We start from the raw sequence: 13,298 nt of genomic DNA, 5'->3' as shown, positions 1-13,298 counted from the left end.
TCGTCCAATCTGTGATCTGTATTGTAGTACAATCAAAATAGATTGTACTACACTGCTTACTCATGACGATTTATATCGCTCATGTGCAACATCACTATCGGCATAGTTAATGCTGCCGCGTGGCCGAAATAAAATGATTTTTATTTTCGGCTGCACTTCATTTATTGCTTAGCAAGCGAAACAGATCATTCATGACATCGCTACCCTTGCGCCCGTCTGCCGGCGCGGAGTGGCGTAATGCTGCGTGACGAGGTGGATATGATAAGTTCCGATGTTTCTGGTTCTACGTTGAGTCAATTAAATAAGCGCATCATCCCGTTTATCGTGATCTGTTATTTTGTCGCTAATCTCGATAAAACCAATATCTCTATCGCTGCGCTGCAAATGAATGCCGATCTCGGGCTTACCACCAGCATGTACGGCCTCGGTGTCGGCATGTTCTATATTTCCTACATTCTGTTTGAAATTCCCAGCAATGTCATTATGACCAAAGTCGGCGCCCGGCGCTGGATAGCGCGCATTATGATTACCTGGGGTATTGTCAGTACCGGCATGGCGCTGGTTCATAGCGCCAATCAGTTATATGTGATGCGTTTTTTACTCGGTATGGCCGAAGCCGGTTTTGCGCCGGGTATTATCTATTATATTTCCTGCTGGTTCCCTAAAAGTAACCGCGCACGGGCAATGTCTTTCTTTTATATGGGATCGGTGGGCGCGTCGATTATTGGTCTGCCCATTTCCGGTGCCATTCTCAATATGCATGGCATTGCCGATATCGCAGGCTGGCGCTGGCTTTTCGCGCTGGAAGGCATTCCCGCAGTGGTGCTTGGTTGTCTGGTGCTGTGGCGCTTACCCGATAAGCCCGACGATGCTGTCTGGTTAACTATACCGCAAAAACACTGGCTGCGTCAGCGCCTCGAACAGGACAATCTGGGTGTTACCCTGAATAAGAACCACTCCTGGCTGCAGGCATTAAAAGATCGTACGGTGTTATTGCTCAGTCTGGTGTGGTTTTTACAGGCGTTCGGCTCCATCGGCATTACGTTGTTCATGCCGTTGATTATTAAAAGCATGGCCGCAGAGCAGAGCAATTTTATTATCAGCCTGTTATCCGCCCTGCCCTTTGTGATGGCCTGCGTATTTATGTATTTAAACGGACGCCATTCCGATCGCAGCGGTGAACGCGCCTGGCATATGGGCTTGCCATTAATTTTATCGGGCCTGGCATTAACCGGTGCGATTTATTCTGGCAGCCTGCTCCTCGCCTATATTTTGCTGGTCTTGACCGTCGGGCTTAACTTTGCCCTGACGCCAATATTCTGGGCCGTGACCACAGAAAAATTAGCTGGCGTAGCCGCTGCGGCATCGATTGCCTTTATCAATACGGTGGCAAACTTTGTCGGACTGGGTTTACCGCCGCTGCTGGGAAAAATGAAAGATGCGACGCAGAGTTATCACTCAGGATTGCTGATTGTGGCGATGGCGCTGATTGCCGGCGGTATTCTCGGTATTATTATCGCCCGTCCATCGGGCGGTGCCGGTGCCAGCAAAACCCGCGCACCGCATGCCGAAACCGGGCACTGAACGTGATTACGGCCCGCCTGCGGGCCTGACGCTGGCCATCGCCTCTATCACCTCGGTCATGCGCTGAATCACCATCTGCGCCGCCCGCGACAGCTGGCGCGACGGCGCAGTACACAGCGCCAGGGTCAGCGGTCGCATCACGCTGTGCCTGAGCGGTACAAAGCAGAGCTGGTTCTCCTGCACCTCGGTCATTACGTCCAGCAGGCTCAGCACGCTGATGCCGGTGCCCTGCGCGATCAGGCTGCGAATCAGGCGGATGTCGTTACAGGCGATAATGTTTTCCGGCGCCAGGCCCTGCTTGCGGTACAGCGCATCGACACGTTCGTGGACCACCAGCGCGGCGCCAGGCACAATGTGTCGCTCATGACTGAGTTCGCTGAGCGACAGCAGCGGCCTCGTGCTGAGCGGATGGTCAGCGGCCATCACCACGCCCATCTCCAGTTCGGCAAACGCCAGCACTTCCAGTCCGCTCTGCCCGGCGGGATCGAGAATCAGGCCAAAATCGATTTCCGACTGGCGAATCATCTGGCTGATGCGGTGGCTGTTGTCCACCGTCAGCTCCAGCCGCAGCCACTGATGCTGGCGTGCGATATCGGCAATGGCGTCTGCCACGCTGCCTTTGGTCAGCGACTGCACCAGCCCGGCCGTGACGTTACCGCGCTTGAGTCCCTGTATATCATCGAAACGCTGCCGCGTGACGCGAAACTCACGCTGCCAGCGCATCACATCGTCATACAGCAATTCTCCGGCGGTGGTCATGCGCAGCCCTTCCGGCAAACGTTCGAACAGCGGCGTACCAAAACTCTCCTCCGCCTGCAGAATCTGCCGGTTAATGGCAGAAGCGGAAACGTGCAGTTGCTCAGCGGCTTTGCGCAAACTGCCGCTGCGCGCCACTTCGGCAAAATAGACGGCAAAGCGGGAAAACGGGCTCATTGCTCACCTGTACGGTTTTTTGCAACACCTGGCTGCATTCTTGCTGATGGATTTGCACAAGCAAGCATATTAACAATGTCCTGACAAAAATGAAGCCTTCTATTTCGCCTTGTGTGAGCACCTGACAGGACAACAGCATGAATAACATTACGCCTCCCGCACACTGCACGTTTGAACCTGATGACTGGCTGCGTCTGGCGCGTCAGTGGCATCCGGTTGCCCGTTCCTGTGATATCGCCGGCGCACCGACCAAAGCGGTGCTGCTTGACGAGCAGCTGGTGCTGTATCGTCTGCAGGGTCAGGTGGTAGCGGCACGCGACGTTTGCCCGCATCGTGGCGTCCCGCTGACGCTGGGTTTTCATGATGAAGAGGGTATCATTTGCCCTTATCACGGCTTGCGCTTCGGTGCCGGTGGCCGCTGCAATCGCATCCCGTCCAGCCCCGACCAGCCGATTCCGGCCAAGCTCAATCTGATCAGTTACGCGGTGGAAGAGCGCTTTGGGCTGATTTGGGTGTGCCTCGCGCCGGATGCTGACCAGCCCGCGCTGCTGCCCACCATGCCGCACTGGGATGATGCAGGTTTTCAACAGATCAACTGCCCCGGTTTTGACGTCAACGGCTTTGCCGGACGTCAGGTGGAAGGTTTTCTGGATGTGGCGCACTTCGCCTGGGTGCACACCGAAACCTTCGCCGATCCCAACAACCAGGTAGTACCTGCCTATAACCCGGTCGAAACCGAGACCGGCTTTGCCGTGGATTACTGGAGCTCAGTGAGTAACTTTGCCGCTGACAGTCCGCAGCAGGCGCCGGAAGGATTTAGCTGGCTGCGTCATTTCGAGATGCATCTGCCGTTTACCGCCACGCTGACCATTCATTTCCCCGGCGAATCGCGCCTGGTGATCATGAATGCCGCGTCGCCGGTATCAGCGCGCAAAACGCGCATGTTTGCGCCCATCGCGCGTAATTTTGACCTGCACATCCCGGTCGAAGAGGTGCACGCCTTCAATCAGCGCGTGTTCGAGGAAGATCGCCTGATGGTGGAAACCCAGCAGCCGGAGCGTTTGCCGCTTGACCTCGCTCTGGAAGCGCATATTCCGGCCGATCGCAGCTCCATTGCTTATCGCCGCGGCCTGAAGCGCATGGGCTTCGGCGAATTTTTCCTGGTGTAAGGAGGCAACGATGAGTGATCTGCTGAATGTGGTGGTGGATGGCCTGTACCGTCAGGGACGTCACAATCTCAGCGTCACGCTGGTGGCGGAAAATGGCCAGCCGCTGCCGGACTGGCAACCGGGTGCGCACATTGATGTCCATCTGCGTGATGGTCTGATACGTCAGTACTCACTGACCGGACGCTGCGATGACGCGCGCGGCTATCAAATCTGTATTGCCCGCGACGGGCAATCACGCGGGGGATCACGCTACGTGCACGACACGCTGCGCCCCGGCCAGACGATTGCGATTTCGCCACCGCGCAACCTGTTTCCTCTGCAACCGGCCACTAAAGTCATTTTGCTGGCGGCCGGAATTGGCATTACGCCGCTGTACGCCATGGCGCTGGCGCTGGAGGCCGCCGCCGTGCCTTTTGTGCTGCATTACTTTGTGCGCCAGCGCGGTGATGAAGCTTTTGCCGCCGAACTGGCGCAGCGTTTTCAGCATGGATTTTGTGAAATCTGGTATAGCAGCGAAGGTCGCAGCGCACGTGATTATCCACCGGCGGAACTGCTTGATGCTGCCGCCGACACGCATCTGTACCTGTGCGGGCCGGAAGGGTTTATGACGCACATGCAGCAGCAGGCGCTGGCGCGCGGCTGGGACAGCGCCAATATTCACGCTGAAGCGTTCAAACCTGCCGCCCGCACGGCTGGCGCGGAAGAGGGCTTTACCGTGACGCTGGCACGCAGTGGGCAGCAATGTACCATTCCGCCTGACAAAACCATTGCCACGGTGCTGCTGGAGCATGGCGTCGACGTTCCGCTCTCCTGCGAGATGGGCATGTGCGGCGCCTGCCTGACGCGGGTCACCGCCGGAGAGATCGATCACCGCGATACCGTGCAGTCTGACAGCGAAAAAAGCGCCCCGGAGCAGTACATCGCCTTATGCTGCTCGCGCAGCAAATCGGCGGAACTGGTGATTGATCTCTAGGGCGCGCCGCAGAATGACTTAATCCGTGCCGGAAAGCTCAGGTTCCGTACGTAGCACAATGGCTTCCTCTGCCGCCTGTGGCAGCAGTTGCAGCAGCCAGCTGGCCATCTGGCTTTCCTGCTGCAGAATGCGCCGCACAATCCTGACATCCTCCCCCTCTTCCGCCTGCTCTGCGGCCACCAGCAACGTCGAGTAGGTGGCGATTTTATAGTTACAGAACACGTAGCTGCTGACGGCCACACGGATGCCCTCTTCATCCTGCAGCATATCGCTGGCGGCCTGACCGACCGCCGACATCCGGCCTAACGACTCCTTCAGCACCGACCAGCTGCTGTCATACTGGCGCAGCAGCGTTTTCACCTGCTGCTGCTGGTCACGGCTCTGCTCAAGATACTGCTCAATACGCGCCTGCAACGCGGGATGATCCGTCAGACGTGATGCAGCCGCCTTCAGCAGGCTCTCCGCATGTTTCTCCATAGCATGCGCATCGCGCAGCCAGTCCAGATATACAGATTCCTTCGTCATGGTTTGCTCCAAAGTGAATGACACGGGCGATCTACCTCAACGGCGTCAGAGACGGCTCCCTGATCGGGCAGCCCGCTTTGACCTCATCGCTTTCAGGCTGGTTATCTGAAAAATAAGCGAAGCGCTAATTAAGTCCAGGCGAACAACTTAATTAAACGTAGCAAGCAAGCCGGGCTGTGCAAGAAAGGTTTTTAAGAAATGCGACAGCGGTTAATTGTCACAACGTCATCAATTCACATTAGCGCCGCTAAAAGAACGCTTCCCTTTATGAAAGTAAAATGTTAACAATTCCCCCCCAAATGATTTGCCGGAATAAATCAGCTGAAATTGACTCATCGTTAAACAACCAACGTGCTGTAAATTAAAAGTTAAGATTATTCCTGGCTTGATTATGGTAAAAACATCGCTACATTTATTTTTGCTTCATGCGGGTATGAACAGAGAGGAAAAAATGAAGGATCCAAAGAAGAAACCTGAAGAGGAAGAAAAAGTGACGCAACGTCGTGGGGGTTCAGGCAACTTCGCCGCCGATAAGGAGCGCGCGGCTGAAGCAGGCCGCAAAGGCGGTCAGGTCAGTGGTGGTAACTTCAAAAATGACCCACAGCGCGCCATTGAAGCCGGCAGGAAGGGAGGAAAGATCAGTCGTCGTAAATAACTACTCCCCATCTTTGTATTGATTTAACCTCGATAACTTTTTGCACTGTGCTCTCCTGACATCGCGTTTACGCTTCGCTTAAACGCACGTCTAACCTTGTCAGGAGAGTAATTTTCCCATCCGAAAACAATTAATCGATCAAATCTTCAGCGATCCTGCGTTATTTACCGCTTCGCTTATCAGCGACCGCTTTTCAGTTTATTTATCCCAAAATTAAATCATTGATTATCTAACTATCAGCTTCAGGCACCCTATATTTGTACAAGCCACGCAGAGTTGTACACTTTTATTTAATCTGCGTTAATTACCCGGGCTGATATATATACACAAGCTTACAATTGGCTAACTCCGCAATATTTAAGGAATTATTGCATACGCAATGCACCTTACATGGATTAATTACCCGCTATCCGCTTGATATCACCCCGCTTTTAGCTAAATTCTCCATTCACGCTCACTATTGCGTCGCTATTAACCTGACGCTAAGGGAAACGCATGAACGCTGACCTCAATGACTGTATTGCGCTGTGCTATCGCTGCGCGACCGCCTGCGACCAATGTGCAGCCGCCTGTCTGCTGGACGCTGACGCCAGTGAGATGAGCGTCTGCATTAGCCTGAATCAGCAGTGCGCGGCGCTGTGTCGCGTAACCGCCCAACTGCTGGCTGCCCAGAGTGAACTGAGCGAGCAGCTCTGTACCATCACGTCGATGGCCTGTCAGCTGGCCGGTTGGGAGTGCCAGAAGCACCAGCATCCACACTGTCAGACCTGTGCAGAAATTTGCCTGCAGTGCGCAGATAGCTGCATGACGGTGGGCATGGCGGAATAACGGATTGAGGTACCGGGAGGGCGGTGGCAGGTCGCCAGTGCAGCGACTGGCGACCTGGCTTAATGATCCTGCATCACCAACCCGCCATCGACATACAGCGTCTGGCCGGTGACAAATTCGCTCCATGCTGATGCCAGAAACAGCACCGGCCCGGTGATATCCGCAGCGCGCGCCAGTCGTCCGAGCGGCGTTTGCGCTGTCAGCGCATGGCGTACCGCTTCTGGCGTATGCTGACTGGCATCGGTGGGATACACCAGTCCCGGCGCCACGCAGTTCACCCGAATACCCAGCGCCCCCAGTTCGGCCGCCAGCGTCCGGCTAAAGCCCGTCAGCGCGGTTTTTGCGGTGATATAGTCGTGATAAGCCACCGCTGGCCGGGCGATCAAATCACTCACCAGATTGATGATACTGCCGCGCGCGCGGCGGCGCATCAGCGGCAAGGCCGCCTGACACACGTTGTAGCAGGCGTTCACTGCGCCATCAAACTGCGTCTGGTAAGCGGACCAGGACGTTTCCCAGAAGCGCTGGCGCTGGTCCGGATCGAAGCGATAAGGTGCGAAGGCATTGTTCACCACCACATCCAGTCGGCCGGTGGCGGCGTCGATCTGCTGCATCATATCGGCTACCTGTGCGGCACAGGTCACATCGGCGGCAATCGCCAGTGCCCCCCCGCCCTGTGCTTCACAGGCCGCCACCACCTGCGCAGCGGCGTCGTGATTACGTAAATAGTTCACCACGACAAACGCGCCTTCGGCGGCAAAGGCCTGGGCAATGGCGGCGCCAATACCGCGGCTGGCGCCGGTCACCAGCACGGTGTGATTGCTGAATTTCATTGCGTTTCTCCACGCCCGCTCAGTCAAGATAGGGCGCATAGTGTTCAGCGGCGGTTTCCGCCGCCTGTTCGATTTCGCACAGGGTGACCAGATCCAGCAGGCTAAAGCGGCCATCGTGATGCCAGCCCGCCTCCGGTGAAGTCATGTTACCCAGCGCCGTGATGCGCGTGACGCCCGCCGCACCGAGCTGCGCCGCCAGCCGAAACAGCACCTCGGGCGCGGCCGCGAGGCCAACGCTTTGCAGATACGCGCGCTGCGCGGCTACCCAGCTTACCGTCTCCTCCAGCGTATCCACGGCAATCACCTTCAGCGTGCGTCCGAGCGCGCCCGGTTGTAACGGCTCCGGCTTATCGACGTACACCACCGCCCAGGCATCGTGCTCATCACCGTACAGCGTGCGGTCACCGCTCAGCGCACGCATTTCCTCCGCGTTGCGCCATGCGGCCACAGCCTGACTTTCACCCAGCGTCAGCGTCGCGCGCGGATAGCGCTGTGCCAGCGCGGCAAGTTCATGGGCGAGGTAAGCAGCAAAATCCTGCGGCGACACCCGGCCACCGCGCTCAATAAACAGCGCCTGCGGCGAGTAACAGCCGGCCTGGTCATAGCGCATCACATCGTAAGCCACCTGACGCGCCAGCGCCGGACCGCGCCGCACGTCCAGCGCCGAGCGCGCCACCATGCCAAAGCTGATTTTGTGGCCATGCGGCAGAAAGCGCGTGGCTGGCGGCAGACGCCGCTGCATCGCCGTCAGCGCGGCTTCTCCGCCATAAGCCATCACTACATCTGCCTGGCGGAACCACTGCTGCTCAGTGCGTTCATCACCGCCCTGCCACCATACGACGGCGAGACAGTCGCCCAGCTGCGGATCGATCTCCGCCAGCAGCTGGGCGAACCAGCCCGCCATCAGCGGCTCAGCGCTCGCCACTTTGCCCACGCTTCCCGCCTTTACCAGCAGGCCGGCAATCAGGCTCCACAGTGGCAAACCCGGCACATTGCCGGCCCAGACCTGCAGCAACAGCTGCGGACCAAACGCGCGGGCAAAGCCGCCTTTTGGCCGCGGCTGAAAATCGTCCAGCATCTGCACGTTGCCGAAATCTTCCGCCAGAAAACGCCGCAGCTGCGGTTCACGGAAGGTTTTGAGATAGCCGGTTAAACCGAGCCGCAGCATCCCGGCGTCATAGCCGGTAACCAGCGGCAGCAACCGCTCCGCCTGCTGGCGCAACGGGTGCGAACGGTCAAGCAGGCGCGCGATGGCTTCATCAATCAACGCGGTGATGCGCGCTACGCTCAGGGTGTGCAGGTAGCGGCGCGCGTTATCGCGTACGCTGGCCGCCAGCGTGGCAATCTGCGCCTCGGACAGCACCGGCACGCACACTTCCAGCGTGCTGCCTTGCTGGCCAAAGTGCAGGCTGTGCCACGCCACCTCGCTGTGGCGGATGCCCGGCAGATGGCCGGCATACAGTTTCATGCCCGTGCCTGCGCAGCAGCGAGAAACGATTCCATCGCCAGCGAGCAGCCTTTGGCATCCGCGCCCGCGACGCGCCCCAGCAGCTGAAACCCGCCGGGCACCATCACGCCGGCATCTTCGGTCAGAATCGCGGAAACAGAATTGAAATGGGCGAGATCGTGATGCACCAGTACGCCTGTCTCACCTTCCGGCACGTCCGCACCGGTCAGCGGATTAACCACGCGCGTGCGGATCCAGTGCGGTCCGGATTTCACCGGCGGGCAGATTTCATTGCCGGAATCGTAAAACTGCGTGCTGAGTTCAGTCATGCCGTACATATTGATGCAGTGCGAACGCGGCACGCCGAGCGTCTGCTGCAGCGCGCTATAAAACGCTTCCGCCGCAACTTCACGCGACTGGCCCTTAAAACCCCCGGTGTCGAGGATGCGGCTGCCCGGCGGCAGCCTGAAACGCCGCTGCTGACGCGCCAGTTCGTCCAGCAGGTGGACAAAACTGTAGCTGGCACCCAGCAGGGCATAGGGTTGGCCGCTGGCCTGCGCCTGCTCCAGCGCGGCGATCAGACGCGGCAGTTTCAGCCCCTGCGCATCCACCATCACTTCGCTGTCTGGCGTGCCACATTCTTGCATCGCCAGCGTCAAATAATGGGCCAGCGAAGAGTTGGGCAGCTCGCTGCTGTGCGGAAACAGGATCGCCATCGGCAGGCGCGGATATCCGGCCATAAAGCGCTGGCGGAAATTGATCAGCATCGAGCGATCGTAAACCGCCAGCGTGGGGTGATAGCTGCGCCCCCGGCCGGTCCCCGTGGTGCCGCTGGTCATAAAGATGTGGGGAATCTCCGCCGCCGGACGGCAGCTCAGCGTCAGATCTTTAAACGCCGTAATCGGCACCGCCGGAATCTGCCGCCACTGTTTGACCGTCAGCGGCGTACGGCCGCGCTGGCGGGAGAAACGGGCGTAAGGGAGATTGTGTTCGAATTGCCACGCGAACAGCTGCAGCGCCAGCTGGTTGAAATCCGCTTCGGTGGTTTCCTGGCGCTGCATAAATGCCAGCAGCGCGGCAATGATTGACGCTTCGGTCATGAAGGTGCCCTCTTTGGACTGCGGCATAACGGCCAGCCAGGGGCTGAGTGATGCGCAGAATTCGCAGAAAGGCGCAAAGAGGGAATGAGGGCGTGCAGTGACCCCGGTTCCACATCCCTACGCCGGTATTAGCCGGATCAGGTTCAGAGGGTCACTACGTTGCCGGCCGTGACAGCCGCGCGGGTAGAATCTCAGCCCTCTAACAGGGCACCCCTTGGAACAAGCTGCATTCTGGGGTCGGAACGGAGGGCATGTCAAGGCGGGAAGGCGCAGAACCCCCGCTTCAGCAACGCGATTATTAACGCGCAATATCATTCACAGGAGCGCGATCAGCCCGGCTGACGCAGGCAAAGCGATCGCTGAGCAGCGGATAGTTTTGCGCATCCGGCAGTTCAAAGTGCCACCATTCGGTGGGCATGCCGACAAAACCGCCGCCGAGCATGATGGCGTTCAGCAACAGGCGATGGCGCTGCGCCTGCTGCGGCACGTTGGGATGGAACGGGTGCGACTCAGCAGACATGTCGTCAAACCCGGTCCCCATTTCCAGAATGTTGTCCGCCTCATCCACCAGCGTCACATCGATCGCCACGCCACGGCTGTGATTCGAGCCCCGCGCCGGTGGCACCACATAATCCGCGTCCGGACAGGCATCCCACAAGTGCCACTGCGCCTGCTGCGGACGATACGCGTCCAGCACCAGCAGGCGAAATCCCGCCAGCCGGGCGATATCGCAGCTGCGGCGCAGCGCGGCGGCGGCATCCGGATGCAGCAGCGCCTGCGCGTCGCGATAAATAGCATACCCGGCGATGTTATCGACGGTGGCGTATTTCAGATCAAACATCAGGCCCGGCAAGGTGGCAGCCAAATCGATTAATTCAACGTCCTGCACTGTACATCATCCTGTTAATTGTTAGCCGGCAGCGTAAAGGGCTGGCGCGGCAGCGTGGTGAGTCGCTCTGCGCCCTGTGCCGTGACGCGCACGGTTTCACTGAAGGCGAGGCCCTGCGCTGAAATATACATGTGAAACACCATGTTTTCCTCCAGTAACCACGGCGCCTGAGGATGAAAACAGCAGCTGAAATCGCTCGGACGCGGGGTGCGCGTATACAGACCCAGCGCATAACCGGTGATGTTGCTGTAATCGTCACGCAGCCCGGCGCTGAGCACCGCCTCACGCGCGACGGCATCCACCGTGCAGGCCGCAACGCCCGGCTTCATCGCCCGCAGCTGGCTATCCTGAATGGCGATCAGCTGTTGTGCCAGCGCCGCGCGTGCCGCAGAGATTTCACCGACAATCAGCGGACGCATCAGGCGCGCGCTGTAGTGCCGCACTTTAGGGATCAGCTCAACGTGCAGTACATCGCCCGGCTGCAGACGCTGCTCATGGCCGCTGGCATGCAAAAATCCGCTGTCGCCGCTGGCGATAACAATCGGTCCGGTTTCACCGCTGTCAGCACCGAGCCGCAGAAATTGTGCCGCCGCCAGCGCGGCGACATCACGCACGCGCCAGCCGCCCTGCACCTGCGCACTCAGCTGGGCCAGCGTGGCATCGGCAATGCTGGCGGCCTGGCGTAAGCTGGCGATTTCAGCCTGAAATTTAACGCTGCGCAACCGGTCGCTGAGGCCGCTGACATCACACCAGCGCACCCCGGGCAGATGACGCGCCAGCTGCTGCCAGCTGTGTACCGACATGCCGTAGGATGCATAATCCGCGCCCAGCCGCGCCCGCTGATAGCCGCGCCGCGTCAGGCTTTGCGCCACCGCCAGCCACGGATCGTCTTCATCACGGTACGCGTCAATCGCCAGCTGCGGTGACTGCGCGCGGCACGGCGCGGCATCCAGCTGGCGCAGCACCATCCACGGTTCGTCCTGCAACGGCACCAGACAGGCACGATAACGCGTTTCCGACACGGTATAACCGGTTAACCATGCCAGCAGTTCGCCATGATCGATCAGCATCACCTCGATGTCGGCGGCGCGCATGGCGCTGCGCAGCCGTGACAGCGCGTCGGCGATCATGACGCCGGTTCAACCGGCTGGCAGATGTCGAGGATGGCCAGCAAATAGATGCGCACCATATCGAGAAACTCACTGATCTCGACGCGCTCGTCCGGCATGGTGTTGTACTTGCCGCCGGGCCCGCACACGATGCCCTCCATGCCCGCATGCTGATACAGGTGCGCCGCATCGGTACCGTAGAAGGCGGGCGGCGTGATCACCCCGGTGGGCTGCGGCGTGCCGCGCACGGTCTGCCAGCCGCGATTGACCGCTTTAACGATTGGCGATTCCGGCGACACCTCAAACGGCAGCATGGTGGGTTTATCGCGCAGGCCGTCATCAAACAGCTGCGCCTGCAGACCCGGATAGCGCTGGCACAGTGCATCCAGCAGGGCCTGCAGATCGGCCAGCACGCCGTCCACCGTTTGCCCCGGCGCAAAGCGAGCGGAGCCTTTCAGGCGGACAAAATCCGCGACCTGCGGCGGCCGCCACTCCTGCAAATCACGCCCCAGCGCACCGTGTACGGTGCCAATATGGCCACGGTTAATTTTGCGGTGTTCTGCACTTTTCGCTCCGCTGAAAGTGATGTTATTGATCTGCGGAATCAGTTCGACCGCCGCCGCAATCGCGTCGACCGCCTCCTCACGCTTTGACAGATGGCGCGTATCGCCGGTCAGTTCAATGGTGAACATCAGCGAGCCGGCATGCATGGTCAGTGCCTGTAAATCCGTGGGTTCGGCATTGATGAAATAGTCGGCGCGTACGCCCTGCTCAATCGCCGCCAGCGTACCGATGCCGCCCTGTAACTCGCCGACCACGTATGTGAGGATCACGTCGCCCCTGAGCTTCACGCCGGCATCAATCAACGTCTTCAGCGCGCAGAAATAGGCGGCATCGCCCGCTTTCATGTTAGAAACGCCGATGCCGTAAATAAACTGCTCGTCGATTTTTCCCGCCCAGGGATCGACGGTCCAGCCTTCGGTGACCGGGTTAGTATCAAGATGACCGTTGAACAGCAGGCTGTGGCCGCCTCCGCTGCCGGCCAGCCGCCCAATAGCGTTCAGCCGATCGCCGGCCACCGGCTGCAGTTCCGTCTCCAGCCCGAGCTGCGCCATCTGTTCTGCCATATAGCGGGCTAATTCGCGCTCGCCCTCGGTGGCACTGTAACTTTTGTGCTGCACCATTTTTGCCAGGAAAGCGAGGCAGTATTCACGATCGATGTGATGAATTAACTGTTCAGGGTTCATGCGCTT

General features: G+C 58.9%; 13 protein-coding genes and 1 riboswitch. Of the genes, 5 read left to right on the top strand and 8 right to left on the bottom strand.

Translation table 11 applies throughout. From position 1 onward, the window contains the following. Positions 1 to 258: 258 nt before the first annotated feature. A complete protein-coding gene (locus F3J41_RS08640) occupies positions 259 to 1,584 on the top strand; it encodes an MFS transporter (RefSeq protein WP_211075143.1) in 1,326 nt (441 codons plus the stop codon). Between the two features lie 6 nt (positions 1,585 to 1,590). Here F3J41_RS08640 and F3J41_RS08635 read toward each other — a convergent pair whose 3' ends face one another. Further along, positions 1,591 to 2,517 carry a LysR family transcriptional regulator gene (locus F3J41_RS08635; protein WP_021508717.1) on the bottom strand — a complete coding sequence of 309 codons (927 nt, stop codon included), beginning with the start codon at positions 2,515 to 2,517 and terminating at the stop codon, positions 1,591 to 1,593. 137 nt (positions 2,518 to 2,654) lie between these two features. Between F3J41_RS08635 and hpxD the strand changes: the two genes are divergently transcribed. Both hpxD and F3J41_RS08625 read left to right on the top strand, forming a co-directional pair. After that, complete coding sequence (gene hpxD / locus F3J41_RS08630) at positions 2,655 to 3,686, top strand: molybdenum cofactor-independent xanthine hydroxylase subunit HpxD (protein ID WP_166710682.1); 1,032 nt, start codon at positions 2,655 to 2,657, stop codon at positions 3,684 to 3,686. Between the two features lie 10 nt (positions 3,687 to 3,696). Next, a complete protein-coding gene (locus tag F3J41_RS08625; protein ID WP_166710680.1) occupies positions 3,697 to 4,659 on the top strand; it encodes a PDR/VanB family oxidoreductase in 963 nt (320 codons plus the stop codon). An 18-nt stretch (positions 4,660 to 4,677) separates the two neighbouring features. On the opposite strand, the gene F3J41_RS08620 is transcribed toward F3J41_RS08625, so the two are convergent. Further along, positions 4,678 to 5,184, bottom strand: coding sequence for a DUF892 family protein (locus F3J41_RS08620; protein WP_058770487.1), 507 nt, complete (start codon positions 5,182 to 5,184; stop codon positions 4,678 to 4,680). A gap of 490 nt (positions 5,185 to 5,674) precedes the next feature. Between F3J41_RS08620 and F3J41_RS08615 the strand changes: the two genes are divergently transcribed. After that, the gene (locus tag F3J41_RS08615; RefSeq protein ID WP_010615780.1) at positions 5,675 to 5,839 is read left to right on the top strand and encodes a general stress protein; all 165 of its coding nucleotides are present in this window, start codon (positions 5,675 to 5,677) and stop codon (positions 5,837 to 5,839) included. Between the two features lie 495 nt (positions 5,840 to 6,334). Then, positions 6,335 to 6,667 (top strand): four-helix bundle copper-binding protein, encoded by a 333-nt coding sequence (locus F3J41_RS08610; RefSeq protein WP_058781368.1) that lies wholly within the window; start codon positions 6,335 to 6,337, stop codon positions 6,665 to 6,667. Between the two features lie 59 nt (positions 6,668 to 6,726). Here the strand turns inward: F3J41_RS08610 and F3J41_RS08605 are convergent, their stop codons facing one another. The 6 genes from F3J41_RS08605 to F3J41_RS08580 all read right to left on the bottom strand — a co-directional run bounded on the left by F3J41_RS08605 (position 6,727) and on the right by F3J41_RS08580 (position 13,292). Then, positions 6,727 to 7,500, bottom strand: coding sequence for an SDR family oxidoreductase (locus F3J41_RS08605; RefSeq protein ID WP_059011983.1), 774 nt, complete (start codon positions 7,498 to 7,500; stop codon positions 6,727 to 6,729). A gap of 19 nt (positions 7,501 to 7,519) precedes the next feature. Continuing rightward, positions 7,520 to 8,968 carry an acyl-CoA reductase gene (locus F3J41_RS08600; RefSeq protein ID WP_104093528.1) on the bottom strand — a complete coding sequence of 483 codons (1,449 nt, stop codon included), beginning with the start codon at positions 8,966 to 8,968 and terminating at the stop codon, positions 7,520 to 7,522. Continuing rightward, positions 8,965 to 10,074, bottom strand: coding sequence for a long-chain fatty acid--CoA ligase (locus tag F3J41_RS08595; RefSeq protein WP_104093527.1), 1,110 nt, complete (start codon positions 10,072 to 10,074; stop codon positions 8,965 to 8,967). Before F3J41_RS08595 ends, F3J41_RS08600 begins: the two co-directional genes overlap by 4 nt. 68 nt (positions 10,075 to 10,142) lie before the next feature. Further along, positions 10,143 to 10,272: riboswitch (TPP riboswitch) on the bottom strand. A 73-nt stretch (positions 10,273 to 10,345) separates the two neighbouring features. Then, positions 10,346 to 10,936, bottom strand: coding sequence for a D-alanyl-D-alanine dipeptidase (gene ddpX, locus F3J41_RS08590; RefSeq protein ID WP_104093526.1), 591 nt, complete (start codon positions 10,934 to 10,936; stop codon positions 10,346 to 10,348). A gap of 14 nt (positions 10,937 to 10,950) precedes the next feature. Further along, a complete protein-coding gene (locus F3J41_RS08585) occupies positions 10,951 to 12,066 on the bottom strand; it encodes a Xaa-Pro peptidase family protein (protein WP_166710678.1) in 1,116 nt (371 codons plus the stop codon). Then, positions 12,063 to 13,292, bottom strand: a complete 1,230-nt coding sequence (locus tag F3J41_RS08580; RefSeq protein WP_104093524.1) for a M20 family metallopeptidase — start codon at positions 13,290 to 13,292, stop codon at positions 12,063 to 12,065. Before F3J41_RS08580 ends, F3J41_RS08585 begins: the two co-directional genes overlap by 4 nt. Positions 13,293 to 13,298 lie beyond the last annotated feature (6 nt).

Origin of the sequence: Pantoea sp. Ap-870 (assembly GCF_011752515.1) — a bacterium.
GTDB lineage: Bacteria > Pseudomonadota > Gammaproteobacteria > Enterobacterales > Enterobacteriaceae > Pantoea > Pantoea dispersa.
Note: the sequence above shows the minus strand (reverse complement) of the source record. Positions and strands in the feature narration are given on the sequence as shown.

Bases quoted from the DNA above. Each gene is read 5' to 3' on its own strand.
- F3J41_RS08640 (WP_211075143.1), top strand. From the start codon at position 259: ATGATAAGTTCCGATGTTTCTGGTTCTACGTTGAGTCAATTAAATAAG.
- F3J41_RS08585 (WP_166710678.1), bottom strand. From the start codon at position 12,066: ATGATCGCCGACGCGCTGTCACGGCTGCGCAGCGCCATGCGCGCCGCC.
- F3J41_RS08600 (WP_104093528.1), bottom strand. From the start codon at position 8,968: ATGAAACTGTATGCCGGCCATCTGCCGGGCATCCGCCACAGCGAGGTG.
- F3J41_RS08635 (WP_021508717.1), bottom strand. From the start codon at position 2,517: ATGAGCCCGTTTTCCCGCTTTGCCGTCTATTTTGCCGAAGTGGCGCGC.
- F3J41_RS08610 (WP_058781368.1), top strand. From the start codon at position 6,335: ATGAACGCTGACCTCAATGACTGTATTGCGCTGTGCTATCGCTGCGCG.
- F3J41_RS08595 (WP_104093527.1), bottom strand. From the start codon at position 10,074: ATGCCGCAGTCCAAAGAGGGCACCTTCATGACCGAAGCGTCAATCATT.
- hpxD (WP_166710682.1), top strand. From the start codon at position 2,655: ATGAATAACATTACGCCTCCCGCACACTGCACGTTTGAACCTGATGAC.
- F3J41_RS08605 (WP_059011983.1), bottom strand. From the start codon at position 7,500: ATGAAATTCAGCAATCACACCGTGCTGGTGACCGGCGCCAGCCGCGGT.
- F3J41_RS08580 (WP_104093524.1), bottom strand. From the start codon at position 13,292: ATGAACCCTGAACAGTTAATTCATCACATCGATCGTGAATACTGCCTC.
- F3J41_RS08625 (WP_166710680.1), top strand. From the start codon at position 3,697: ATGAGTGATCTGCTGAATGTGGTGGTGGATGGCCTGTACCGTCAGGGA.
- F3J41_RS08620 (WP_058770487.1), bottom strand. From the start codon at position 5,184: ATGACGAAGGAATCTGTATATCTGGACTGGCTGCGCGATGCGCATGCT.